The sequence below is a fragment of the Bacillus sp. FDAARGOS_235 genome, from assembly GCF_002073415.2.
In the GTDB taxonomy this organism is placed as follows: domain Bacteria; phylum Bacillota; class Bacilli; order Bacillales; family Bacillaceae_G; genus Bacillus_A; species Bacillus_A toyonensis.
In genome coordinates this window covers 2,576,825-2,603,220 of record NZ_CP020437.2, presented here as the reverse complement: position 1 = coordinate 2,603,220, position 26,396 = coordinate 2,576,825, and the positions used below count along the sequence as shown (strand labels likewise).

General features: G+C 36.7%; 24 protein-coding genes and 1 riboswitch. Of the genes, 19 read left to right on the top strand and 5 right to left on the bottom strand.

The genetic code is table 11. The features are described 5' to 3' along the window. Nucleotides 1–98 precede the first annotated feature (98 nt). The 6 genes from pcrB (at nt 99) to pruA (ending at nt 8,844) form a co-directional block, all read left to right on the top strand. A complete protein-coding gene (gene pcrB, locus A6J74_RS15190) occupies nt 99–788 on the top strand; it encodes a heptaprenylglyceryl phosphate synthase (protein ID WP_000272083.1) in 690 nt (229 codons plus the stop codon). Beyond that, nucleotides 789–3,038 (top strand): DNA helicase PcrA, encoded by a 2,250-nt coding sequence (pcrA, locus tag A6J74_RS15185; RefSeq protein ID WP_001149618.1) that lies wholly within the window; start codon nt 789–791, stop codon nt 3,036–3,038. Between the two features lie 15 nt (nt 3,039–3,053). After that, a complete protein-coding gene (gene ligA / locus A6J74_RS15180; RefSeq protein ID WP_000031436.1) occupies nt 3,054–5,063 on the top strand; it encodes an NAD-dependent DNA ligase LigA in 2,010 nt (669 codons plus the stop codon). A 16-nt stretch (nt 5,064–5,079) separates the two neighbouring features. Further along, nucleotides 5,080–6,276 carry a CamS family sex pheromone protein gene (locus tag A6J74_RS15175; RefSeq protein WP_000717024.1) on the top strand — a complete coding sequence of 399 codons (1,197 nt, stop codon included), beginning with the start codon at nt 5,080–5,082 and terminating at the stop codon, nt 6,274–6,276. Nucleotides 6,277–6,371: 95 nt separating this feature from the next. Further along, nucleotides 6,372–7,142: a TSUP family transporter gene (locus A6J74_RS15170; protein WP_000343983.1), complete on the top strand. Its 771-nt coding sequence runs from the start codon at nt 6,372–6,374 to the stop codon at nt 7,140–7,142. Between the two features lie 154 nt (nt 7,143–7,296). After that, the gene (gene pruA, locus A6J74_RS15165) at nt 7,297–8,844 is read left to right on the top strand and encodes an L-glutamate gamma-semialdehyde dehydrogenase (RefSeq protein ID WP_000259542.1); all 1,548 of its coding nucleotides are present in this window, start codon (nt 7,297–7,299) and stop codon (nt 8,842–8,844) included. A gap of 249 nt (nt 8,845–9,093) precedes the next feature. Here pruA and A6J74_RS15160 read toward each other — a convergent pair whose 3' ends face one another. Further along, complete coding sequence (locus A6J74_RS15160) at nt 9,094–9,657, bottom strand: cysteine hydrolase family protein (protein ID WP_000844920.1); 564 nt, start codon at nt 9,655–9,657, stop codon at nt 9,094–9,096. A gap of 241 nt (nt 9,658–9,898) precedes the next feature. Then, nucleotides 9,899–10,003, top strand: a riboswitch (SAM riboswitch). Nucleotides 10,004–10,127: 124 nt separating this feature from the next. Between A6J74_RS15160 and A6J74_RS15155 the strand changes: the two genes are divergently transcribed. From A6J74_RS15155 to A6J74_RS15145, 3 genes are read left to right on the top strand one after another with little or no spacing between them, the layout of a single operon-like run. Continuing rightward, on the top strand, nt 10,128–11,147 hold the full coding sequence (locus A6J74_RS15155; RefSeq protein ID WP_000622986.1) for a methionine ABC transporter ATP-binding protein: 1,020 nt from the start codon (nt 10,128–10,130) through the stop codon (nt 11,145–11,147). Beyond that, entirely contained in the window at nt 11,137–11,802 is a 666-nt protein-coding gene (locus tag A6J74_RS15150) for a methionine ABC transporter permease (protein WP_001261855.1), read from the top strand. Before A6J74_RS15155 ends, A6J74_RS15150 begins: the two co-directional genes overlap by 11 nt. 21 nt (nt 11,803–11,823) lie before the next feature. Then, entirely contained in the window at nt 11,824–12,678 is an 855-nt protein-coding gene (locus tag A6J74_RS15145; RefSeq protein WP_000721581.1) for a MetQ/NlpA family ABC transporter substrate-binding protein, read from the top strand. Between the two features lie 171 nt (nt 12,679–12,849). Here A6J74_RS15145 and A6J74_RS15140 read toward each other — a convergent pair whose 3' ends face one another. The 4 genes from A6J74_RS15140 to A6J74_RS15125 form a co-directional block, all read right to left on the bottom strand. Then, nucleotides 12,850–13,317 carry an HXXEE domain-containing protein gene (locus A6J74_RS15140; RefSeq protein WP_002106705.1) on the bottom strand — a complete coding sequence of 156 codons (468 nt, stop codon included), beginning with the start codon at nt 13,315–13,317 and terminating at the stop codon, nt 12,850–12,852. Between the two features lie 57 nt (nt 13,318–13,374). Next, nucleotides 13,375–13,566: a DUF3926 domain-containing protein gene (locus tag A6J74_RS15135; RefSeq protein ID WP_000544097.1), complete on the bottom strand. Its 192-nt coding sequence runs from the start codon at nt 13,564–13,566 to the stop codon at nt 13,375–13,377. Next, a complete protein-coding gene (locus tag A6J74_RS15130) occupies nt 13,559–14,740 on the bottom strand; it encodes an ArsA family ATPase (protein ID WP_002037861.1) in 1,182 nt (393 codons plus the stop codon). The genes A6J74_RS15135 and A6J74_RS15130 overlap by 8 nt, the downstream gene beginning before the upstream one ends. A 227-nt stretch (nt 14,741–14,967) precedes the next feature. Then, nucleotides 14,968–15,450: a MarR family winged helix-turn-helix transcriptional regulator gene (locus A6J74_RS15125; protein ID WP_000942480.1), complete on the bottom strand. Its 483-nt coding sequence runs from the start codon at nt 15,448–15,450 to the stop codon at nt 14,968–14,970. Between the two features lie 230 nt (nt 15,451–15,680). Here A6J74_RS15125 and A6J74_RS15120 point away from each other — a divergent pair, with 230 nt between their 5' ends. The 10 genes from A6J74_RS15120 (at nt 15,681) to A6J74_RS15075 (ending at nt 26,372) form a co-directional block, all read left to right on the top strand. Beyond that, nucleotides 15,681–15,917, top strand: coding sequence for a YiaA/YiaB family inner membrane protein (locus tag A6J74_RS15120; RefSeq protein WP_001254393.1), 237 nt, complete (start codon nt 15,681–15,683; stop codon nt 15,915–15,917). 141 nt (nt 15,918–16,058) lie between these two features. Further along, a complete protein-coding gene (gene gatC / locus A6J74_RS15115) occupies nt 16,059–16,349 on the top strand; it encodes an Asp-tRNA(Asn)/Glu-tRNA(Gln) amidotransferase subunit GatC (protein WP_000086999.1) in 291 nt (96 codons plus the stop codon). Nucleotides 16,350–16,364: 15 nt separating this feature from the next. Then, a complete protein-coding gene (gene gatA / locus A6J74_RS15110; RefSeq protein WP_000051450.1) occupies nt 16,365–17,822 on the top strand; it encodes an Asp-tRNA(Asn)/Glu-tRNA(Gln) amidotransferase subunit GatA in 1,458 nt (485 codons plus the stop codon). Nucleotides 17,823–17,836: 14 nt separating this feature from the next. Further along, entirely contained in the window at nt 17,837–19,264 is a 1,428-nt protein-coding gene (gene gatB, locus A6J74_RS15105) for an Asp-tRNA(Asn)/Glu-tRNA(Gln) amidotransferase subunit GatB (protein ID WP_001047676.1), read from the top strand. 507 nt (nt 19,265–19,771) lie between these two features. Next, on the top strand, nt 19,772–20,677 hold the full coding sequence (locus A6J74_RS15100; RefSeq protein WP_000977668.1) for a diacylglycerol kinase: 906 nt from the start codon (nt 19,772–19,774) through the stop codon (nt 20,675–20,677). A gap of 131 nt (nt 20,678–20,808) precedes the next feature. After that, nucleotides 20,809–21,564 (top strand): HAD family hydrolase, encoded by a 756-nt coding sequence (locus A6J74_RS15095; RefSeq protein WP_000416653.1) that lies wholly within the window; start codon nt 20,809–20,811, stop codon nt 21,562–21,564. A 145-nt stretch (nt 21,565–21,709) separates the two neighbouring features. Then, nucleotides 21,710–23,074, top strand: coding sequence for a 4-aminobutyrate--2-oxoglutarate transaminase (gene gabT / locus A6J74_RS15090; protein WP_001093028.1), 1,365 nt, complete (start codon nt 21,710–21,712; stop codon nt 23,072–23,074). Between the two features lie 115 nt (nt 23,075–23,189). Next, entirely contained in the window at nt 23,190–24,557 is a 1,368-nt protein-coding gene (locus A6J74_RS15085; RefSeq protein ID WP_000225131.1) for a sigma-54 interaction domain-containing protein, read from the top strand. Beyond that, the gene (gabD, locus tag A6J74_RS15080) at nt 24,550–26,001 is read left to right on the top strand and encodes an NADP-dependent succinate-semialdehyde dehydrogenase (RefSeq protein WP_000358974.1); all 1,452 of its coding nucleotides are present in this window, start codon (nt 24,550–24,552) and stop codon (nt 25,999–26,001) included. The genes A6J74_RS15085 and gabD overlap by 8 nt, the downstream gene beginning before the upstream one ends. A gap of 47 nt (nt 26,002–26,048) precedes the next feature. Next, a complete protein-coding gene (locus tag A6J74_RS15075; RefSeq protein ID WP_000641000.1) occupies nt 26,049–26,372 on the top strand; it encodes a DMT family transporter in 324 nt (107 codons plus the stop codon). Nucleotides 26,373–26,396 lie beyond the last annotated feature (24 nt).

The window sequence follows — 26,396 nt, the reverse complement described above, 5'->3', positions numbered from 1 at the left end:
AAGAGGAGATTTAAAAGGAATTTTAAAAAATCCTGATGCAAATTAACTGTTATTTTGAACAGACATAGATATAACTAGAGAAAAGAAAGGGTGTTTTCATGTACGATATTTCCGGATGGAAACATGTATTTAAGCTTGATCCAAATAAGGAGTTAAGCGATGAACATTTAGAAATGATTTGTGAGTCTGGAACCGATGCTGTTATTGTAGGCGGAAGTGATGGAGTTACAATTGATAACGTATTACACATGCTAGTTAGCATTCGTAGATATGCAGTTCCTTGCGTGTTAGAGGTTTCTGATGTGGAAGCAATCACACCAGGCTTTGATTTTTATTACATCCCAAGCGTATTAAATAGCCGAAAAGTAGAATGGGTAACAGGTGTTCATCACGAGGCATTGAAAGAATTTGGGGATATTATGGACTGGGACGAAATTTTCATGGAAGGGTATTGTGTTTTAAATCCTGAAGCGAAAGTAGCCCAGCTTACAGATGCAAAATGTGATTTAACAGAAGATGACGTTATTGCATACGCGCGTTTAGCAGACAAGCTATTACATTTACCGATATTCTATTTAGAATATAGCGGTACGTATGGAGATATTGAACTTGTTAAAAATGTAAAAGCAGAATTGAAACAAGCTAATTTATATTATGGCGGTGGCATTTCTAATGCAGAACAAGCGAAAGAAGTAGCGCAGTATGCCGATACAGTAGTTGTTGGAAATGTTATTTATGATGATATAAAATCGGCGTTAAAAACAGTTAAAGCAGTAAAAGGAGAGTAGGTGCAGGCGTATATGAGTATGACGGATAAGTTATTAAATGGTTTAAATCCACAGCAACAAAAAGCAGTGCAAACAACGAATGGACCGCTACTATTAATGGCGGGAGCGGGTAGTGGTAAAACACGTGTGTTAACACATCGTATTGCATATTTACTTGGTGAAAAAGGTGTAGCGCCATGGAATGTACTAGCTATTACCTTTACAAATAAGGCTGCTCGTGAAATGCGCGAGCGTATTGATACACTTGTCGGACCAGAAGCAGAAGATATTTGGATTTCTACGTTCCACTCTATGTGTGTACGTATTTTACGACGTGATATCGATCGTATTGGTATTAATCGTAACTTTACAATCTTAGATTCAGGCGATCAGTTAACTGTAGTCAAAAAAATTATGAAAGAGCGTAATATTGATCCGAAGAAATTTGAGCCGCGCTCTATTTTAGCCGGCATTAGTAATGCGAAAAATGAACTGTTATCTGCAGATAAATATGCAAAAAAAATTACAATCGCTGATCCATATGAAAAATTAACGAGCGATGTATATACAGAATATCAAAAACGTCTTTTGAAAAATAACTCATTAGACTTTGATGATTTAATTATGACAACGATTCAGCTATTTGAACGTGTTCCAGAAGTACTAGAGTTTTATCAGCGCAAGTTCCAATATATTCACGTGGATGAGTATCAAGATACGAACAAAGCACAGTACCTTCTTGTTAAACATTTAGCAACACGTTTTAAAAACCTTTGTGTTGTGGGTGACTCAGATCAGTCTATTTATCGTTGGCGTGGTGCGGATATTTCTAACATTTTGTCATTCGAAAAAGACTATGAGAATGCGCAAGTTATTCTGTTAGAACAAAACTATCGCTCGTCACAAAATATTTTAAATGCAGCCAATGCTGTTATTGAAAAAAATACGAATCGTAAACCGAAAAAATTATGGACAGACAACCAAGTTGGGAGCAAAATTTCGTATTATCGTGCTGCAACTGAAAAGGACGAAGCGTATTTTGTTGCGAAAAAAATTCGTGATGATATTCAAATGGGTAACCGAAAATATACTGACTTTGCAGTATTATATCGTACGAATGCTCAGTCTCGTATGGTTGAGGAGATTTTCCTGAAATCTAATATCCCTTATAAAATTGTCGGCGGTACGAAGTTCTACGACCGTAAAGAAATTAAAGACATTTTGGCGTACTTACGTTTAATTGGGAATCCTGATGATGAGATTAGTTTCGCACGTATTATTAACATGCCGAAGCGCGGGATTGGTGCGACTTCTATCGATAAAATTATTAATTACGGTGTGCAAAACGGAATTTCATTAACGGCTGTATTTGATGAAATTGAGCATGTTGGTGTAAGTGCAAAAATTACAAAGGCAGTAAAAGAATTCGCAAGTTTACTACACAACTGGGTAAATATGCAAGAGTACTTATCTGTTACAGAATTAGTAGAAGAAGTCATTGAAAAAACAGGATATCGCGAGATGTTGAAAAATGAGCGTTCTTTAGAAGCAGAAGGCCGTTTAGAAAACTTAGATGAGTTTTTATCTGTTACGCAAACGTTCGAATCTCAAAGTGAAGATAAGAGCCTTGTTGCATTCCTAACAGACTTAGCTCTTGTCGCGGATATTGATCGTGTAGATGAAGATCCAACTGCTGGTGAAGAAGTTATTTTAATGACGATGCACTCAGCAAAAGGGCTAGAGTTCCCTGTAGTCTTTATCGTTGGTTTAGAGGAAGGAATATTCCCGCATACGCGTTCTCTTATGGAAGAAGATGAAATGCAAGAAGAGCGTCGCCTTGCTTATGTAGGTATTACTCGTGCAGAAGAAGAATTATACTTATCGAATGCGCAAATGCGTACTTTATTTGGTAGGACAAGTATGAATGCAGCATCTCGATTTATTACAGAAATCCCGGCAGAGTTGGTGGAACCATTAAATGAAACAGCGCCGAAGCGTGAAACTTCGTTTAGTGCAAAAGGAAGAACGACAGGAGCTGCGGCAACAACAACACGCTCTCGTTCAGCTTTCGTACGTCCGGCTGTTAAGACAACAGGCGGCGAGCAAATTGGCTGGGCAGTAGGCGATAAAGCTTCCCACCAAAAATGGGGAGTCGGTACAGTTGTAAGTGTAAAAGGCGAAGGTGATTCAAAAGAATTAGATATCGCGTTCCCAAGCCCGATTGGTGTTAAACGTTTATTAGCAAAATTTGCACCTGTGACGAAACAATAGGAAAGGAATGAGGATATGTCAAAAGAGATAGCAAAAAAGCGTATAGAAGAACTACGTGATTTGTTAAATACATTTAACTATCAATATCACGTATTAGACAATCCTTCTGTTTCTGATGCGGAGTATGACCGTAATATGCAGGAGCTTATAAAATTAGAAGCAGAGAATCCAGAGTTCATGAGTGAAGACTCTCCCTCCGTGCGCGTTGGGGGAACTGTTCTTGATATATTTGAAAAAGTAACGCATAAGTCACCGATGTTAAGTTTAGGAAATGCATTTAACGAAGGAGATTTGCGTGATTTTGACCGAAGAGTACGTCAAGGAATTGATGATGCGAATGTAAGATATATATGCGAATTAAAAATTGACGGACTTGCTGTTTCACTTCATTATGAAAAAGGACGCTTTATTCAAGGTGCAACACGTGGTGATGGTATAACAGGTGAAGATATTACCCAAAACTTGAAAACGATTAAAGCAATTCCACTTCGATTAAATGAAGAGGTAACGTTAGAAGCGCGAGGCGAGGCTTATATGCCGAAGCGTTCATTCGTTAAACTAAATGAAGAAAAAGAGCAAAACGGTGAAGATGTATTTGCGAATCCGCGTAATGCGGCAGCAGGTTCAATACGTCAACTTGATACGAAAATTGCAGCAAAGCGTAACCTATCCATGTTTGTATATGGTCTTGCAAATGTAGAAGAAAAAACAATTTCATCGCATAGCGAATCACTTGATTTCTTAGGTGAACTGGGGTTTAAGACAAATCCAAATCGCCGTACATGTGAAACAATTGAAGAGGTTATAGCTTATGTAGAAGAATGGCAGGAAAAACGTCCGAATCTTGATTATGAGATTGATGGGATCGTTATAAAAGTAGACGATGTTGCTCTTCAAGAAAGCCTAGGAACTACTGCAAAGAGTCCAAGATGGGCGATTGCTTATAAATTCCCGGCTGAAGAAGTTGTAACGAGATTAACGGGCATTGAATTAAGTGTTGGCCGTACAGGGGTTGTAACACCGACTGCAGAGTTAGAACCAGTACGAGTGGCTGGTACGATCGTTCGTCGTGCTTCCTTACATAACGAGGATTTAATTCGTGAAAAAGACATTCGAATTGGTGACTACGTTGTTGTGAAAAAGGCTGGAGATATTATTCCTGAGGTTGTGAACGTTATTTTTGATAAGCGTACTGGTGAGGAAGAAGAATACCGCATGCCAACGCATTGTCCGGCATGTGAGAGTGAACTAGTTCGTTTAGAAGAAGAGGTTGCACTTCGTTGTATAAATCCAACTTGTCCTGCCCAAATTCGCGAGGGATTAATTCATTTCGTTTCAAGAAATGCAATGAATATTGACGGACTTGGCGAGCGTGTCATCACACAGCTCTTTGATGCAGATTATATTCGTACGTTTGCAGATTTATATGCATTGACGAAAGAACAATTACTACAGCTAGAGCGTTTTGGTGAAAAATCAGCAACAAATTTAATACAAGCAATTGAGAATTCGAAGGAAAACTCGTTAGAGCGATTATTATTTGGCCTTGGAATTCGCCATGTCGGGGCGAAAGCAGCACGTACATTTGCAGAGCATTTTGAAACGATGGATGCACTTGTGAAAGCGACGGAAGAAGAGCTAAAATCAATTAATGAAATTGGAGAAAAAATGGCGCAATCCGTTGTGACATATTTTGATAATGAAGATGTATTAGAGCTATTACAACAGTTTAAAGAGTATGGCGTGAACATGACATACAAAGGCATAAAAAGTGCAGATTTACAAAATGTTGAATCTTACTTTGCAGGGAAAACTGTCGTCTTAACTGGGAAATTAGAAGTGATGGGACGCAGTGAAGCGAAGAAGAAGATTGAGGCATTAGGTGGAAAAGTAACAGGAAGTGTTAGTAAAAGTACGGATTTAGTTGTTGCTGGTGAAGCTGCTGGCTCAAAATTAGCGCAAGCAGAGAAGCACAATGTTGAAGTTTGGAATGAAGAGAGGTTCTTACAAGAGCTAAATAAGTAAGAGGTGCAAACTTACCATGAAAAAAATAGCATTAGCGGTATTAAGTCTTGGCCTACTTGTAAGTGGTTGTAGCGCAGGTGCCGACAAAGATGAAAAAGTGGCTGAGAAATCAGGGAAAGCAAAAGAGCAAGCAGTCGTTCCGAAGTATGCTATTTCGGATGAATATTATAAGACGACTGTTCCATTTGATGCAGGATCTGCACGTGGATTAGTTGTGCAGGGATTAAATAATCGTCTTGATATAGATGAATTTGAAACAGGATTAATGCGTATTGCAAAAGAATCATTTAATACGAAAGATTATTTCTTTAAAGGTGGAAGTACTCTAGATGATCAAACCGTAAAAATGCTTGTAAAAAGAAAGCGTACAGATGCCGAACAAAAGGAACTAGAGAGCAAATTAAAAAAAGATGCAGTTAAATTTCCGAATATAGGGCTCAATCCAGCGTTAGGCGAAGGATCAGAATCACTAGAAGTGAAAAATAAAAAAAATCCAATATATATTTCAAATATTTTAGAGCATAATTATTATGTGAAAAAAGGCGATAAAGATGTTGAACTTGGTGGTATTGTAGTTGGTTTAGCAATGAATTCTGTTCAATATTTTAATGAAGAGCATGGTTATCCGCGTGAGGCTAAAATCGAGGACGAAAAAATGTTAGCTGAAGGGAAAAAAATGGCGCAAGAAATCTTGAAAGTTATGCACCAAAAAAAGCCCGACATAAAAAACGTTCCGATTACATTTGCGATTTATCGTCAATCTCCAAAGTCTGCACTTGTGCCAGGAAACTTTGTTTCTTATGCTAATGTGGAAAAAGGTAGTGAAACGGTTGAAGATTGGAAACAAATTAACGAGAAATACTATTTGTTCCCGTCTGAACAAGCAAAAACAGACAATAAGCGTGAAGATCTTGCAAGGGTATCTAACTTCAAAGCAAAACTAAGCGATTATTTCCAAGGCGATTATTCCGCTGTTATCGGTACTGGTATGTATAGAGACGAGGAATTAAAAGAAATGAAGCTGGATATTCCTGTCCAGTTTAATGGAAAAGCGGAAATAATTGGTTTTACACAATATGTAGCAGGGCTTGTTATGGAATACTTCCCAAATTATATGAGAGTACAAGTAACGATTAAATCTGTAGAACGTCCAGAAGCGATTATTATACGTGAAGCGAAGCAAGATGAGCCACTCGTAAAAATTTTAGATTAAAGATAAAAGCTGTTCCACAAAGGAACAGCTTTTTTTCTTGAGGAATTTTGTTATAATTTTAAATGTTATAAATAAGGGGATAAGGGGTAAAGGTCATGGACGAACTAAGTCTTCAAGTCATTATTTTATTAATTGCATTCGGATTTTTAGCAGCTTTTATTGATTCAGTTGTTGGAGGTGGAGGATTAATTTCGCTTCCTGCACTAATGTTTGTCGGTTTGTCACCAGCTTCGGCAATTGCAACGAATAAATTAGCTGCAACGATGGGGACGTTTACGAGTGCAATTTATTTTATTCGATCAGGAAAAGTCGATTTTAAAATTGTAGGAAAGTTAATCCCGTTAACTATTATTGGAGCGGTCGCAGGTGCTTTAGTGGTAAAATTTATTCCACCGGATATTTTACGTCCATTAGTACTTGTAATGTTGGTGTTTATTGCCATTTATATTATTGCAAAAAAGGATTGGGGAAGCGTATCTACCTATAAGAAGATGACGAAAAGGAAAACATTAATATTTTTCTTTGTTATTTTAATGATAGGGTTTTATGATGGTTTTTTTGGACCAGGGACAGGATCATTTTTAATTTTTGCATTTTTATTAATAGGTTTGGATTTTATTCAAGCAGCGGCATCTGGAAAACTTTTGAACTTTGTTAGTAATATCGTATCTTTAATTACTTTTTTATTTTTAGATATAATTCATTTTGAATACGGTATTATTATGGGATTATCAATGATTTTAGGTGCTTATTTTGGATCGAAGTTTGCAGTTCAAAAAGGCGTTGGATATGTAAGGACTTTATTTTTATTAGTTACTATATTATTGATCGGAAAAAATGTTTTGGAATATACTCATATTTTGTAGATTCATACGCATGTATGAATCTCTTTTTTTTGTTATATTTTAAAAATTTATTAATTTTTAAAATATAAGTCTAGGAATATTTGAATAAATCTAAATTATCGTGTAGAATAATGTTGTAAAATGTAAACGTTTTTCTAAGGGGAGGCTAAAAAGAATGGTAGTAGCATACAAACATGAGCCATTTACAGATTTTTCAGTAGAGGCTAACAAATTAGCGTTTGAAGAAGGTTTAAAGAAAGTAGAATCTTATCTTGGACAAGACTATCCATTAATTATTGGGGGAGAAAAAATCACTACAGAAGATAAAATTGTTTCTGTAAACCCTGCAAATAAAGAGGAACTTGTTGGTCGTGTTTCAAAAGCAAGCCGTGAATTAGCTGAAAAAGCAATGCAAGTAGCGGATGCAACATTCCAAACTTGGAGAAAGTCAAAACCAGAAATGCGTGCAGACATTTTATTCCGTGCTGCAGCAATTGTTCGTCGTAGAAAACATGAGTTCTCTGCTATCCTTGTAAAAGAAGCAGGTAAACCATGGAATGAGGCAGATGCTGATACAGCGGAAGCAATCGATTTTATGGAATATTATGCTCGTCAAATGTTGAAATTGAAAGACGGTATTCCAGTAGAAAGCCGTCCAATTGAATATAATCGTTTCTCTTACATTCCATTAGGAGTAGGTGTTATCATTTCTCCTTGGAACTTCCCATTCGCAATTATGGCAGGTATGACAACAGCTGCTTTAGTTTCTGGTAACACAGTATTACTAAAACCAGCTAGTACAACTCCTGTAGTAGCTGCGAAATTCATGGAAGTATTAGAAGAAGCTGGCTTACCAGCTGGCGTAGTAAACTTCGTGCCAGGTAATGGTTCTGAAGTTGGTGACTACTTAGTAGATCATCCTCGTACACGTTTCGTAAGCTTCACTGGATCTCGTGATGTAGGTATCCGCATTTATGAGCGTGCAGCGAAAGTAAATCCAGGTCAAATCTGGTTAAAACGTGTTATCGCTGAAATGGGCGGTAAAGATACAATCGTTGTTGATAAAGAAGCAGATCTTGAATTAGCAGCTAAATCTATCGTTGCATCAGCATTCGGATTCTCAGGACAAAAATGTTCTGCATGTTCTCGTGCTGTAATCCACGAAGATGTATATGATCACGTATTAAATCGTGCTGTTGAATTAACAAAAGAATTAACAGTTGATAACCCAGCTGTATTAGGTACAAATATGGGTCCTGTTAATGACCAAGCTGCATTCGATAAAGTAATGAGCTATGTTGCAATTGGTAAAGAAGAAGGTAGAATCCTAGCAGGTGGCGAAGGAGACGATTCTAAAGGCTGGTTCATCCAACCAACAATCGTTGCTGATGTTGCAGAAGATGCTCGCTTAATGAAAGAAGAAATCTTCGGACCAGTAGTAGCATTCTGTAAAGCAAAAGACTTCGATCATGCACTTGCAATTGCAAACAATACAGAATACGGTTTAACAGGAGCAGTTGTTTCTAATAACCGCGACCATATTGAAAAAGCACGTGAAGACTTCCACGTAGGTAACTTATACTTTAACCGTGGATGTACTGGTGCAATCGTAGGTTACCAACCATTCGGTGGCTTTAACATGTCTGGTACAGACTCTAAAGCTGGTGGCCCAGATTACTTAGCACTTCACATGCAAGCAAAAACTACTTCTGAAACTTTATAAGAAATAGTAGAGGAGCTTTTCACAGAATGTGAAGAGCTCCTTTTAAATTAGAATCCCATATATTACTATTATTCGAAGAGGACGAGCTAAACCCTATTAATAGCGGGATAAACATGTAAATAGAAATAAAGTGACGGGAAAAGTTGATTTATTAGTCACATTTTTTAGTATTCATTTTAAGAATTTCCTGTATAATACAATTTGAAAGAAAATCTATGGTTTGACAAGAAACACTCTTTTCGGTTTTGCTCACTGAATGGAGTGTTTTTTTGTAACCAAAAATTCCTCTGTACTCATTGCATTTGCATATACTCCATTTAAACTGGCCAAAATTGTATTGTGAATATAAACAGCTGGTATAGTAGCATTCTTAAAAGAAAGATCTTTTGTAGCACAAGCATCGTGTATAACGGTACAATGAAAGCCGAAATCAAAAGCAGCTCTTACGGTAGCATCAATACACATATGAGTCATCATCCCGCATATGACGATGTGTTCAATGTCTAAACGTTGTAATTGTTCTAAAAGATTAGTTTCTCGGAAGCTATTTGGATAATGTTTGAGTATAACAGTTTCTTCTCTAAGCGGACGGACATTCTCGTGAATATGGACACCTTCTGTATTAGGTAGGAAAAAAGTAGCATCATTTTTTATTGCTACATGCTGGATATGAAAAATAGGTCCGCCGTTCATTCTAAAGTGTTTTAGTAGCTCACTGGCATACTCACTTGCTTCTACCGGATTGCGCAATTCCATCTTTCCATTTGGAAAATAATCATTTTGGATATCAACGAGTAATAGAGCTGTTTTCATATATTCACCTTCCTCTGATTTCATATTCAAATAATAGTATTCAATTCATAGAAAAAATAATCCTTTTAAAAAATATGAGGGAGAAGAATTTTACATAACCTTCAAGATTACTATTTTATTATGAATTTTTATTTGAAAATTTTAATAAAGAAATAATTAATATTTTTCTAAAAAATGTATTGACTCTCACTATTCTGAGTTCTATAATGAGAATTAATTAAACGACAATTAAATCGATACATTCTTATCCAGAGAGGTGGAGGGACTGGCCCTACGATACCTCAGCAACGGGTTTTTTAATACCGTGCTAACTCCAGCAAGTCTTTATAGGCTTGGAAGATGAGAAGATGTGAACGAGTACATATAAGTGCTCTCCTTCTTATCTTTTATTACTGATAAGAAGGAGAGCACTTTTTATTTTACCTCGAAAGCTCTACTTCTAGTTTTTACAGCATATAGGAGGGAAGAAAATGATTTCTTTTAATAACGTAAGTAAAGTATATGAATCAGGTGGGCAATCTGTTCATGCTGTGGAGGATGTAACATTATCAGTTGAGAAGGGCGAAATTTTTGGCATTATCGGATTTAGTGGTGCTGGAAAGAGTACGTTATTACGCCTAGTAAACATGTTAGAGAGACCGACTGCAGGAACGATCTCAATAGATGATAAAGATATTACATCCTTATCAACGAAAGAATTACGGAAACTTAGACAAAGAATTGGGATGATTTTTCAAAGTTTTAATTTATTTAATTCAAGAACAGTGTTTGGGAATATTGCTTATCCATTAAAGTTAGCGAAAGTACCAAAGAATGAAATAAAAGAAAGAGTCAATGAACTGCTGAAGTTTGTAGGGCTAGAAGATAAAGCAAACTATTATCCGGAGCAGTTATCAGGCGGACAAAAGCAACGTGTTGGGATTGCTAGGGCACTTGCAACATCACCAGATATACTTATATGTGATGAGGCAACATCAGCCTTAGATCCAGAAACAACGACAGAGATTTTAAACTTATTAAAGAAAGTCAATCGTGAATATAATTTAACAATTCTTCTTATTACACACGAAATGCATGTTGTGAAAGAAATTTGTCACCGTGTAGCTGTAATGGAGAAGGGAAAAGTTATTGAAGAAGGAAAACTGTTTGATGTTTTCACACAACCAAAAACAAAGACAACTCAAAACTTTGTACGTTCTGTTATTAATGACCACTTGCCAGAAAGTGTTCTAGCGAAAATTCAAAATGGTGGTCAGATTTATCGCTTAACTTTTACTGGTGAGGAGACAGGACAGCCGGTACTATCATATATCGCAAAAAACTATAACGTCGATGTAAATGTACTGTACGGAAATATTATTGAACTTCAAAATGTGCTATTTGGAAATCTTCTTGTAGAATTGCAAGGTGAACAGAAGGAAATTCAAAAAGCATTACAACATTTAAGACTGCAAGTGAAGCTGAAGGAGGTAGAAGCTCATGCGAGTTGATTGGAGTATATTTTGGCCTCGCATATTAGATGCGACGGGGGACACCCTCTTAATGGTAATTGTAACCCTTATATTCGCTATAATTCTTGGTATACCTCTAGGTTTACTTTTATATGTAACGAGAAAAGGTAATTTTTTAGAAAATAAATGGGTTTTTTCTATTCTTAACGTCATCATTAATACAATTCGTCCAGTTCCATTCATTATCTTTTTAGTAGCTTTAAGCCCACTAACAAGAAGCGTGATCGGAACGACGATTGGAACAGCGGCAGCAATCTTCCCAATGACGTTAGTGGCATCTATTGGTATTGCTAGAATGGTTGAAACAAATCTTGTCTCAGTTCCGAAAGGAGTAATTGAAGCTGCACAAGCGATGGGCGCTTCACCACTTAGAATTGTTTTTGAAATTCTCGTGCCAGAAGCGTTAGCACCATTGATCTTAGGTGTTACGTTTATGACAGTTGGTTTAATTGAATTTTCTGCAGTTGCTGGGCTTGTCGGTGGTGGTGGTCTTGGTGACTTAGCGATGACATATGGTTATCAACGTTTTGATACATCAGTTATGTTCGTAACGGTCGTTTTACTTATTATTCTCGTACAGATAGCTCAAAATTTAGGAAACTACTTTGCGAAAGTGTTTTTACGCAGATCATAAAAAGGAAGAGGGGAAAAGAAAATGAAGAAAATTTTAGCATTTGCATTATCAGCGATTGTAGGAATTTCAGCACTAAGCGGCTGCTCGGGTGGAGACACAGGTGCAGGAGCAAAAGAGAAAGTAGTTCGCGTCGGTGTAACTGGAACGGATGGAGACGTTTGGGAAATTTTGAAGAAAAAAGCTGAAAAAGAAGGGATTAAAATTAAACTGGTTGAGTTCTCTGATTATACAACGCCAAATAAAGCGTTAGCTGATGGAGATATTGAATTAAACTCATTCCAGCATATTGCTTTCTTAGAGCAATTTAAAAAGGAGCATAAGTTAGATATTACAGCTGTCGGTACAACACAAATTGCACCAATGGGCTTATTCTCTGAAAAATATAAGAAAGCAAATGAAATCCCAGATGGTTCAGAAATTGCTATTCCAAATGATCCAACGAACCAAGCACGTGCATTAAAACTTCTTGATGCAGCGGGGTTATTGAAACTTAAAAAAGATTTTGGTCTATTTGGGGATCCAAGTGGTATCGCTGAAAATCCGAAGAAGTTAAAAATTACACCGGTTATTGCACAGCAAACACCTCGTGTATTAAAAGATGTAGCTGCTTCAGTTATTAATAACGGTGTGGCTGGTCAAGCTGGATTAGATCCAGCGAAGGATCCTATTTTCTTAGAAGATCCAAAGAATGAAAATGCGAAGCCTTATATTAATATTTTCGCAGCTCGTACGAAAGATAAAGACGATCCAACACTGAAAAAAGTAATTGAATTATATCATTCAAAAGAAGTAACAGATGCAGTTAAGAAAGAAACAAAGGATGGTTCAATTTCAGTAGATCTTTCATTTGAGGAGCTTGAAAAAATCGTAAAATAATCATTGGGTTTAATGAACTAATAGAAGGAACCCCTCCGCTGTTAGTTCGTTCAACATATAATCTACTTAACAAACAAAACCCTAATTTTGTACCTTCCAATTTTGTATAACGTAGAATCCAATGTTTGTTAAGTAGAGTGATGGACCGGGAGTTTTCCTGGTCTTTTTTTATTACTGAAAGCAGCTAGCGAATAGTAAGGTAATCCAAATTATAAGGGGATAAGAAAGTAAGCTGAAAATGAGTGTAATTACGAATTGCTTTTTATGAATTAATTGTTTTTTGGATGAAAAAAAGAAAATAGAAAAGATAACAATGAAAACTGAGGATATTACGCCAGGATTATAGGAGCGATAAATCAAAAACAAAATAATATGTTGCACTGCGTTAAAGAAAATGGCCCCTTGTATAAAAATAATCCAGTATATAGAAGACAAGAAGTTTAGTTGATATAGAAAGACGATAAGTACGACGAAGATTGTTAATATGGAAATGGCAATGAAAAATTGTTGGCTAGTTATAAGATGAATTGAAAATTGATTAGCAAGATATTGTCGCATTTGGAAAGCTTCTTCAAGGTTATGAATGAAAAATAATAAAGGAATGATCCAAAGCGTAATAGTGGAATGTTTTTTTATCAACTTATATCACTCCAATAAAGTATAGAAAGCCTAAAAAGGCCCTCTATACAGAGATGATTATTCAATTATGATACTTTTTAAATTATCTTCATGATGCTCTCGTTCTTTCGGATAAGCAGCTAGCTCCTCTTGCAAAATACTTAGCATTTGCTTAGCTGATTGCTGGATTGGAGTAGGTAGCTCTTCTAATATACGCATACCGACTCTTACTTTTGTCCGAATTACTTTTCGTAGTAATTCCTCATGCATGCACCACACCTCCAAATCGAATGTTTAGTACATCCTCTTCAAACTTGGCTCCTTGAATAGAAAGGTGTGTTAATGTTTTTGGTAATGTGATGTTACGTTTAACAGAGCCGGCTCGAATAATAAGCTCATCACCTTTTTGATTTAATGAAAGTTCACTTTTGTTTGAGAAGGGGATGGACAGAACGAAAATATATTCATCGCCATCTTTTTTCACATATTGTGTGCGACCATTGAATTTCACTTCAGTAGGAGAGGGATCGGATTTAAATAAAGCATTGCCTACACGCTCTAACATAGGTAAACCAACAACTTCTTGTTCAAACATGGGAGCTTCGTAAATAGGAAGCGGCTGAAAACTATCTTGAATTAATGTTTTATATTTCTTTTGCGTATCTTTCCATGCTTGAAAATAAGGATCGGTGACAGTGTTAGGGATGACACGGTTAATCATGATGGCATCTACGTTATAATCGTATAAATTTAAATAAGTAAAACTACGCTGAGCTTCTTTAATGACCATTTTTTCGGGATTTACAACGATGCGGATACTTGTTATTTCTCGGTTCGATAAAATATCTCTCATTTCTCCAAGCTGTTCAAGTGTATTTGTTAATTCGTCCATAATATCATCGGTTGGAAGGGGGACACCAAGAAGTGGTTGAGCTACAGGACGAACGACTTTTAAAACTTTTCTTTTAATAGGAAATAATTTTTCCATCCACCAGCCGAGCATGTCTGGAAAACTAAGCATTGCTAATGTTTCTCCTGTTGGAGCGCAATCGATGATGATAACGTCGTATGTGTTTTTTTTATAATAATCGAGCACGCGAAGTAAGCTAATTAAATCTTCCATACCAGGAAACATCGTTAATTCTTCTGTTGTAATATCATCAGCTGCTTTGGAAGTGAATAACAAGGTAATGTATTTCTGTAACTTTCCCCAGCCTTTTTCCATTTCATAAATCGTATTAATCTCTTGTGCCCACAAGTTTTCGCGAATTTCTAATGGCTCAGAAGATAGCTTTATACCAAATGAATCTCCTAAACTATGAGCAGGATCTGTACTCATTACTAATGTTTTTAATCCTTGTTTTGCGCTTTGAAGTGCTGTTGCTGCTGAAATGCTAGTTTTTCCTACGCCGCCTTTACCTGTATACAAAATAATTCTCATCATTCTATCCCCTTTGTTTCGGTTATCGAATATTACGAACATCGAAGTATTTAAGTGAATAAAAACCCAGTTAGGGCTTTATCCCGCATTAACGGGCAGTAAGACTTCCGTCCAAAAATTCGGCTGGAGCAAAGAAATTAGGTGGGGGGGCAACTGTCCGTAAATGCCCGATTGGTTCAACTAATAATCAGTGAGGGATGAGAAAACCCCTCACTGATTAAAGTTTCACTTTATTCAATCGGAATGTTTTTCATTCTAGGTGTAGAAACCTTTTCTTCTATTTTTTGCTGTGACGTAGCAATGTGATTCATAATTTTTTGGAAGATTTGTAGTAAGAATGCTTTTTCTTCTTCTGACAATGCTTCTGTCACTAGGCTAAAGTAATGGGCTGCATTTTGTTTTACTTCTTGAACGAGCATTACGCCGTTTTCTGTTAAACGAATTAATACAATGCGTCGATCGTTTTCATCACGGTACCGTTCAATATACCCCTTTTTTACAAGGCGATTTACAACACCTGTCGTTGTACTCATCGGTATATCAAGAAGGTCAGCAATTTTTGTCATTGTAATATCTGTATTTCGCTCCATCCAAAGTAAACAAAATACTTCTGTCTTGGAAAGTGTTAAATCAAGGCTTACCCATTCTTCAGGATAGAAAAGTTTCTTGGCGTTATCCAGCAGTAAGTCTAAAAAGTGTTCATATTGCAACAATTAATTCCACTCCCGTATATTTCGAGGTTCGTAATATTTGTTTTTATTTTATATAGAATAGAAATAAATGTCAATATTTTTAATTTATTTTTCAGATTAGACAGAAAACAATCTTTAAAAGGGCATTTTTTTATGATAGATTAATAAATAGAAAAAGAATTTTACATAAAAATCCATAACGGTAAATATATTTATCTATAATGGATGTGCATCTAACAAGGGGGATAATGATGAGAAGAAGAAATACGCAAGCGTTCACGTTTTTAGCATGGACTTCATTTGTTTGTGCGCTTTCAGGGATGCTAATTGGGATTTACACGTTAGATGAAACGCTTAGTGTAAAAGGGTACTATTTAATTGGAACGTTATTTTTAACGATGTCTTGTTTTGTATTACAAAAAACAATTCGTGATAATGAAGAAGATAACGAGAGATTTCCAAAAAATAAACCGTTAGATAAAGAGTAAATTGTAAAGAAAGGCGTTTGCCTTTCTTTTTTTATGTAAAAATGCCGTAAGTGCCATGTGTTGACTTGCTTGAAGTACTGAAAATTTGGTATCATCAATAGTATTGTAGATTGAACGATATATTATGGAGGTGGCCTAGCCGTGTCAAGAATTTCCGTTGAGAATGTAAAGCACGTAGCACATTTAGCACGTCTTGCAATTACTGATCAAGAAGCAGAAAAATTTCAAAAACAACTAGATGCAATAGTTACATTTGCAGAACAGTTAAATGAATTAGATACAACAGATGTAAAACCAACAACTCATGTATTAACTATGAAAAATGTTATGCGTGAAGATGTGCCAGAAAAAGGTTTACCAGTAGAAGAAGTATTAAAAAATGCACCGGATCACAAAGATAATCAAATCCGTGTTCCAGCAGTATTAGAATAGAGGAGGGGAATTTCGATGTCATTATTTGATCATTCTGTATCAGAGTTACATAAGAAGTTAAACAACAAAGAAATTTCCGTTACGGATTTAGTAGAAGAATCTTACAAACGTATTGCGGATGTTGAAGATAACGTAAAAGCTTTTCTTACATTAGATGAAGAAAATGCACGCGCGAAAGCGAAAGAATTAGATGCTAAGATCGGCGCTGAAGATAATGGTTTATTATTCGGTATGCCAATCGGTGTAAAAGATAACATTGTAACTAACGGTCTTCGTACTACTTGTGCGAGCAAAATGTTAGCAAACTTTGATCCAATTTACGATGCGACAGTTGTGCAAAAGTTAAAAGCTGCTGACACAGTTACAATCGGTAAATTAAATATGGACGAGTTCGCAATGGGTTCTTCAAATGAAAACTCAGGTTTCTACGCTACAAAAAATCCATGGAACTTAGATTACGTTCCAGGCGGATCTAGTGGTGGTTCTGCAGCAGCTGTAGCAGCAGGAGAAGTATTATTCTCTCTAGGTTCTGATACGGGTGGTTCTATTCGTCAGCCAGCTGCATATTGCGGTGTTGTAGGTTTAAAACCAACTTACGGACGCGTATCTCGTTACGGATTAGTAGCATTCGCATCTTCACTTGACCAAATCGGACCGATTACACGTACAGTAGAAGACAATGCATACTTATTACAAGCTATTTCAGGTATTGACCGCATGGATGCAACTTCTGCAAATGTTGAAGTTGGAAACTACTTAGCTGGTTTAACAGGCGATGTTAAAGGTTTACGCATTGCTGTACCGAAAGAATACTTAGGCGAAGGTGTTGGCGAAGAAGCTCGTGAGTCAGTACTAGCTGCTTTAAAAGTATTAGAAGGTATGGGCGCAACTTGGGAGGAAGTATCTCTTCCACACTCTAAATACGCTCTAGCAACGTATTACTTATTATCTTCTTCTGAAGCATCTGCTAACCTTTCACGCTTTGATGGCGTACGTTACGGTGTTCGTTCTGATAATGTAAATAACTTATTAGATCTTTACAAAAACACACGTAGCGAAGGTTTCGGTGACGAAGTAAAACGCCGTATTATGCTTGGTACATTTGCACTTAGCTCTGGTTACTATGATGCATATTACAAAAAAGCACAACAAGTACGTACATTAATTAAAAACGACTTTGAAAATGTATTTGCTAACTACGATGTTATTATTGGACCAACAACGCCAACTCCAGCATTTAAAGTGGGCGAAAAAGTGGATGATCCAATGACAATGTATGCAAACGACATTTTAACAATCCCAGTAAACTTAGCAGGTGTTCCAGCGATTTCTGTTCCATGTGGATTCGGTGCTAATAGTATGCCACTTGGATTACAAATCATTGGTAAACACTTCGATGAAGCGACAATTTACCGCGTTGCACATGCGTTTGAGCAAGCAACAGACTATCATACAAAAAAAGCAAGTCTGTAAGGAGGCGAGCATAGATGAATTTAGAAACAATTATTGGTTTAGAGGTTCACGTTGAGTTAAAAACAAATTCGAAAATTTTCTCTGCGAGTCCAACAGAATTCGGAGCAGAGCCAAATACACAAACGAGTGTAATTGACTTAGGATACCCAGGGGTACTTCCGACTTTAAATAAAGAAGCAGTTAACTTTGCAATGAAAGCTGCAATGGCATTAAACTGTGAAATCGCAACGGAAACGAAGTTCGACCGTAAAAACTATTTCTATCCAGATAATCCGAAAGCTTACCAAATCTCTCAGTTTGATAAGCCAATTGGAGAAAATGGTTGGATTGAAATCGAAGTAGATGGCAAAAAGAAACGTATCGGTATTACACGTCTTCATTTAGAAGAAGATGCTGGTAAATCAACGCATACAGCTGACGGGTCATTAGTAGACTATAACCGTCAAGGTATGCCTTTAATCGAAATCGTGTCTGAGCCAGATATGCGTACGCCAGAAGAAGCATACGCATACTTAGAGAAGTTAAAATCAATCATTCAATACACTGGCGTATCTGATTGTAAGATGGAAGAAGGTTCTCTACGTTGTGATGCGAATATTTCCCTTCGTCCAGTTGGACAAGAAAAATTCGGTACAAAAGCAGAACTGAAAAACTTAAACTCATTCACTTACGTACAAAAAGGTCTTGAGCACGAACAAGTGCGTCAAGAAAAAGAATTGTTATCTGGTGGTATCATCCAACAAGAAACACGTCGTTATGATGAAGCAACGAAGAAAACAATCTTAATGCGTATAAAAGAAGGATCTGACGATTACCGTTACTTCCCAGAGCCAGATTTAGTTGAACTTTATATCGATGATGCGTGGAAAGAAGAAGTGCGTGCTTCTATTCCAGAACTTCCAGATGCACGTAAAGCTCGCTATGTTGCTGAAATTGGATTACCAGCTTATGATGCACACGTATTAACATTAACGAAAGAGATGTCTGATTTCTTTGAAGCAACAATTACAGATGGAGCAGATGCGAAATTAACATCAAACTGGTTAATGGGTGAAGTACTTGCATACTTAAACAAACAACAAAAAGAATTAAAAGATGTTGCATTAACGCCTGCTGGTTTATCTAAAATGGTTCAATTAATTGAAAAAGGTACAATTTCTTCTAAAATCGCGAAGAAAGTATTTAACGAGTTAATTGAAAAAGGTGGAGATCCAGAAGAAATCGTTAAAGCGAAAGGTCTTGTTCAAATTTCTGACGAAGGTACACTTCGTAAAGTCGTAACAGAAATCCTTGATAATAATGAACAATCTATTGAAGACTTCAAAAACGGTAAAGACCGTGCAATTGGCTTCTTAGTTGGTCAAATTATGAAAGCGACAAAAGGACAAGCAAACCCACCGCTTGTTAACAAAATCTTACTTGAAGAGATTAATAAGCGATAAAATAAGAGAGAGATTCTTATTTTTGAATGCTAAAATAGTATAGATTCTTAAAGATTAAACAGAAAAAACACCCTTATTTGGGTGTTTTTTCTGAGTTAATCAAACGTTTGTTTAAATGGTGAAAAATAATTTAAATAAACGTTTGATTAACTGTCAAAAGTGAAAAAATGTTTGTATAGCAACTATGGTATGATAGTTGCAAAAAGGTGGGAATAATGATAAATCTAGACATAGAGGTTTTTTTTCATCTCATGAAATAATAGATAATTATTATTCGTTATATGTAAATTTTTATGGAAGAATGGATAGACATAAAGTGAAACTTTAATCAGTAGTGGGGGTGTTCATCCCCCGTTGATTATTAGCCTTCACCAATCGGGTTCTTACTGCCTGTTTGAGCGGGATAAAAGAAGGATAGGAAGATGAGAGGAGGTAGGCATAGGGATACTGAATAAGAATTCGGTGTATTCTTTTTTTCAATGAATAAGGAATTTCCTGTGCTAATAAATGATGAAACGAGCAAGGATTATTTATAACCCTACTTCTGGGCGTGAGCTATTTAAGAAGAGCTTACCAGAAGTATTACAAAAATTAGAACAAGCTGGATATGAAGCGTCTTGTCATGCGACGACTGGTCCTGGAGATGCAACTGTAGCGGCGAGACAAGCTGCGGATCGTAAGTTTGATGTTGTTATCGCCGCTGGTGGTGACGGTACGTTAAACGAAGTGGTAAATGGTTTAGTAGGACATGAGCATCGTCCGAAGTTTGGAATTATTCCAGTTGGAACGACAAATGACTTCGCACGTGCGATCGGTGTACCTCGCGCTATAGAAGAGGCAGCCGATATTATTTGTGAAGGGAAAACAGTTCCTTTAGATCTTGGTAGAGCGAATGATACATATTTCATTAATATTGCTGGTGGCGGCCGTATTACAGAATTAACATATGAAGTACCAAGCAAGCTAAAGACAGTATTAGGCCAACTTGCTTACTATTTAAAAGGAATAGAAATGTTACCATCATTACATCCAACATATGTTGAAATCGAGTATGATGGGAAGTTATTACAAGAAGAAATTACGATGTTTTTAATTACAAATACTCGTTCAGTTGGTGGATTTGAAAAAGTAGCACCGTATGCATCGATTAACGATGGATTATTTGACTTATTAGTGCTGAAAAAAGGTTCTATCGCTGATTTAATTAAAGCAGCAACACAAGCGCAGCGTGGGGAACATATTAACAATCCGAAAGTACTATACACACAAGCAAATCGAATTAAAGTGCATTCACCAGATAAACTAATGATTAATTTAGATGGTGAGTACGGTGGGGATGCCCCGATGGAATTCGAAAACATATATCATTGTCTGGAATTATTTGTTCCTGAACATCAAGAGGATGCCCTGTAAGGGCATCTTTTTTTATTAGAATTGTAAATTGGAAGTTAGTTTGATTTTTATGGTATTTTTACAATTCATTTATTTTATATCCATATTTTATTGATACACTGAAGAGGATAAGAAATGAGAGGTAGGGTGCTATGGAGAAGGTAAAAGCAATACTATTTGATAAAGATGGGACATTAATGGATTTTCACTCAATTTGGATAAAAGTAGCGGAAGAGCTTGTAGCGGAATGTATAAATTTATATCAATTACCAGAGTCAATGCAGCAAGCTTTATTAAAAGAGATTGGTGTGGATGGGGTATTTGTTCATCCAAGTAGCGCACTAGCGGCTGGAACAAGCCTCGATGTAGCAAAGGGGCTTTGTAAGTATATTAAGTCATCTAAGGAAGAGGAGATGCATGAATGGGTAAGTGAAAAATTATTTTCGCTTATGTACGAGCATCGTTCCTATATGAAAATGACGGCAGATCTACCAAGAATTTTACAAAGTTTAAAAGATAAAGGATTTATTTTAGGTGTTGTTACAGCTGATGATTTTGCGCCGACAGAATTATTTTTAAAACAATATCAATTAGAATCCTTTTTTGATTATATTGTAGCTTCTGATACGTTTCCGGCACAGAAACCTGATAAAAGAATTATAGAATCCGTTTGTGAAAGGTTTCATTTAGAGGCATGTGAGGTGGCAGTCGTTGGAGATACGCCAACCGATCTATATTTAGCTAAAAACGGTGGTGATTGTTATGCTATTGGAGTACTATCTGGTACGGGGGACCGTAAAACTTTAGAACCACTTGCGGACTTAGTCGTAGAATCTGTTGGTGAGTTTATTTCTCATTCAGGTGAGTTTATTTGGGAACAAGGAAAGTCTAGTATGCAAGGGAAATAAGTCTATAAAGACTCTTGATGAGTCTTTATAGACTTATTTTTTATGCCTGGATACAAAGAGTATAGGATGAATACTAGAACGGAAAGTTGGCATGTATTTTGCAATAAAAAGAGAAAACAATGTAAAGAAAAGGATGGGGTACGCAATGAACACAAAAAAATTTGCTAAAGTAAATGAACAAATTCCAGGACCAAAAGCAGCAACTTTATTAGAGCGCCGCCAAAATATAGTACCAAAAGGAGTAAGTAACGGCATATCAACGTTTGTACAATCTGCAAATGGAGCTCTTGTAACAGATGTTGATGGTAATCAGTATATTGATTTTGCTGGGGCAATAGGGACAATTAATGTAGGGCATTGTCATCCGGCTGTTAAAGAAGCACTTCATAAACAAGTAGATCAATACATTCATACGGGATTTAATGTCATGATGTATGAGCCATATATTGAATTAGCGGAAAAGCTTGCTGCATTAGCGCCAGGAAGTTTTGATAAACAAGTACTATTTTTAAACAGTGGTGCTGAAGCGGTAGAGAATGCAGTGAAAATCGCCCGTAAATATACGAAAAGATCAGGTATTATTGCGTTTTCTAAAGGTTTCCACGGGCGTACATTGATGACAATGACGATGACAAGTAAAGTGAAGCCATATAAATTTGGATTCGGTCCATTTGCTCCAGAAGTATATAAAGCGCCATTCCCATATGAATACCGTCGTCCAGAGGGGTTAACGGAAGAGCAGTACGATGATTTTATCATTGAAGAGTTTAAGAACTTCTTTATATCAGAAGTAGCACCAGAAACAATTGCAGCTGTTGTTATGGAGCCGGTTCAAGGGGAAGGCGGATTTATCGTCCCAAGTAAGAAATTTGTTCAAGAAGTACGCAATATTTGTTCAGAACATGGCATCTTATTTGTAGCGGATGAAATTCAAACTGGATTTAGCCGTACAGGAAAATACTTTGCAATTGATCATTATGATGTCGTTCCAGATTTAATTACAGTGTCTAAGTCATTAGGAGCTGGTGTACCGATAAGCGGTGTTATTGGACGTAAAGAAATTATGAATGAGTCTGCACCTGGAGAGCTTGGTGGAACGTATGCAGGAAGTCCATTAGGATGTGCGGCTGCATTAGCGGTTCTGGATGTAATAGAAAAAGAAAAATTAAATGATAGAGCGATAGAATTAGGAAAAGTCGTAATGGACCGATTCCAAGAGATGAAAAATAAATATAATTGCATCGGTGATGTGCGCGGATTAGGGGCAATGTGTGCATTTGAAATCGTTCAAGATCGTAAGACGAAAGTGCCTGACAAAATATTAACAGCTAATTTGTGTGCGGAAGCAAATAAACGAGGATTACTTTTATTATCTGCGGGGACATATGGAAATGTTGTCCGTGTATTAATGCCATTGGTTATTACAGGTGAGCAACTTGAGGAAGGTTTAACGATTATTGAAGAATCATTACAAGCTTGTTATGAGCAAGCAAATATCGCCCGTGTATAAAAACTGAATGATAAATCGCAAACATTCTAGCTGACTCTATATAAAATGCAGAAAATTCACTTTATAATAAAGGTAGTGAAGTGAATCGATGGATTTGAAGTTAGGGGTGGCTAGGATGGTTGCAGAAAAGGAACGAGTGTTAATGGATTTAAAAGATGTATTTGAATATGCGTTTGACGAAATTTTTGTTACAGATGAGCAGGGAATCGTTGTCCGTGTAAATAGTACATGCGAAAGGCACTATCAACTAGCTGCTGAAGAGTTAGTAGGTAAACATGTAAAGGAACTACAAAAGGATGGAATCTTTTATCCATCTGCAACATTAGAAGTAATTGAAAAAAAGAGACCGATTGAACTCGTTCAAACGACGAAATCGGGAGAGTATTTACATGTTCGGACGAGGCCAGTTTTTGATGATGAGGGAAATTTAAGAAGAGTGATTAGTTATTCTCGAGATCTTACTGAACTCTATCAATTACGACAAAAGGTAGAGGAAATGGATAATCAGTTAAAAACATACAAAAAAGAATTAAGGGAAACATATGAACATGAAGGACTTATTTTTAAAAGCATTGCTATGCAAAAAATAATAGAAACGATTAAAAAAGTATCTGTGGTAGATAGTACTGTTCTCGTTTTAGGTGAGACAGGCGTGGGAAAAAGCCGCTTAGTACGTCATCTACATGAAGTAAGTCACCGGAAGAATGAAAGTTTCTATGAAATTAATTGTGCGGCTTTGCCAACAAATTTAATTGAATCGGAGCTTTTTGGATATTCAGGTGGGTCTTTTACAGGTGCAAATCGTGAAGGGAAAAAGGGATTATTAGAGTCAGCACATAAAGGGACTCTTTTCTTAGATGAAATTGGTGAAATGCCGCTTGAAATTCAAGCGAAGCTTCTGCAAGTATTGCAAGAAAAAACATTTCGTCCTATAGGCGGAAGAGAATTAAAAAAGGTGGACGTTCGAATTGTAGCGGCAACAAATAGAGATTTAAGTGAGATGGTGAAACGAGGAACATTTCGGAAAGATTTATATTATCGTCTGAATGTCATTCCGATTTCAATTCCGCCACTTCGGGAAAGAACAGAAGACATTTTACCACTCGTTTATTATTATTTACAGCACTTTAATAAAAAGTACGGACGTGATGTAAAGTTAGCACCTAGTACGTTACAAATGTTTGTTGGATACCCGTGGGAGGGAAACAATAGAGAAATAGAGAATGTAATTGAAAGAATTGTTATTACTGCTGACGATGTCGTTACGATAGAGGATTTACCAATAGCAATGCAGGAATCAACAGTTGAACAGTCAGGTCAAAGTCTCTATAAAATGTTGGAAGAAGTGGAACGAAATATTATTTTAAAAGCGTATAAAACATGTGGATCAAGCTATAAAGTAGCAGAGTTTTTAAAAATAAGTCAATCTGCTGCCACTAGGAAGATTAAGAAGTTCATAGAGGAGGAAGAAAACATTGGATAAAAAATCGACGTTTGTAAATGTAGAGAAAAAAGCGATGTATATAAATGGTGAGTGGATTACACTGCAAGAGCAAATCGAAGTAAACAATCCAGCAACGAAAGAAATATTTGCAACTGTACCAAAGGGCGGGATAACAGAGGCAAAGCAAGCCGTTGATGCGGCGCATGAGGCTTTTAAAACATGGTCAAAATTAACAGCCGCGGATCGTGCAACGAAATTAAAAAAGTGGTTCACACTTATTGATGAAAATAAAGAAGAAATCGCAGCGATTATGACGAAGGAGCAAGGAAAGCCGTTTGCAGAAGCGCTTGGTGAAGTGAATTATGCAAATAGCTTTGTTGAATGGTATGCAGAAGAAGGGAAGCGCGTATACGGTGAAATGATTCCTGCTTCTCATCCGAACAAACGTATTTTAGTTATGAAGCAACCAGTTGGGGTTATGGCAGCTATTACACCGTGGAACTTCCCAGCGGCTATGATTACGAGAAAGGTAGCTCCAGCGCTTGCAGCAGGTTGTACAGCAGTTGTAAAGCCTGCAAGTCAAACACCGTTAACTGCATTGAAGTTAGCTGAATTAGCACACGAAGCGGAAATTCCAAAAGGTGTAATAAACATTGTAACAGGTAGTGCAAAAGCAATTGCTGATACGTGGATGGAAGATGAGCGCGTTCGAAAAGTGTCCTTTACAGGATCAACGGAAATTGGGAAAGAGTTAATGGCTAGCGCTGCGCAAACGATGAAAAAAGTTTCATTAGAATTAGGTGGTCACGCTCCATTTATCGTAATGAATGATGCAGATTTAGATAAAGCGGTAGAAGCCGTTATTGGTTCGAAATTCCGTAATGCAGGACAAACGTGTATATGTACAAACCGAGTATTCGTTCAAGAAGAAGTATACGAAGTATTTGTAGAGAAGTTCCAAAAGGCAGTAGGGCAACTTAAAGTCGGAGAAGGATTCGGTGCGGGAACTACTGTAGGACCACTTATTGATGAGAATGCAGTTTCAAAAGTACAAGAACATATTGAAGATGCAGTTCAAAAAGGTGGAGAACTTTTATATGGAGGCCAACAGGTTACAGAACTAGATGGACATTTCATTCAGCCGACTGTAATTGGATTGGCAAATGATACAATGCTTTGTATGACTGAAGAAACATTTGGACCAGTTGCACCAGTTGCGAAATTTAAAACAGTTGAAGAAGTAATTGAACGTGCAAATAATACACCATACGGTTTAGCTGCGTATATTTTTACGAAGGATATTAGCCAAGCGTTCCAAATTAGTGAAGCGCTAGAGTACGGTATTATCGGTTTAAATGATGGTCTTCCGTCAGTTGCACAAGCGCCGTTCGGTGGGTTTAAAGAAAGTGGTATCGGGCGTGAAGGCGGTCATTTCGGCATCGAGGAATATTTAGAAATCAAATACATTTCATTAGGATTATAAGTAGTACACTAGAATCTCTATAAGGTAACAGAGAAGGAGATTCCAGTATGATATATTGGCTATTATTACTTGTTACAATTATTTTTGAAGTAGCTGGAACGATTGCGATGAAATTATCGAATGGCTTAACAAAGCTTGTTCCAAGTGTACTTATTTTCGTTTGTTATGGTATTTGTTTCAGTATCTTTGCTATCGTTGTAAAAAAGATTCACTTAAGTATTGCTTATGCGATCTGGTCTGGCCTAGGGACACTACTTATTACGATTATTAGTATATACTTCTTTAAAGAGCATATTAACTTATTCCAAGCGTGTTGTATTTTATTTATCGTTTTAGGTGTAATTGGACTTAAAGTATCATCGGCATCATGAGAGCTATCTTGTGTAGAAGATAGC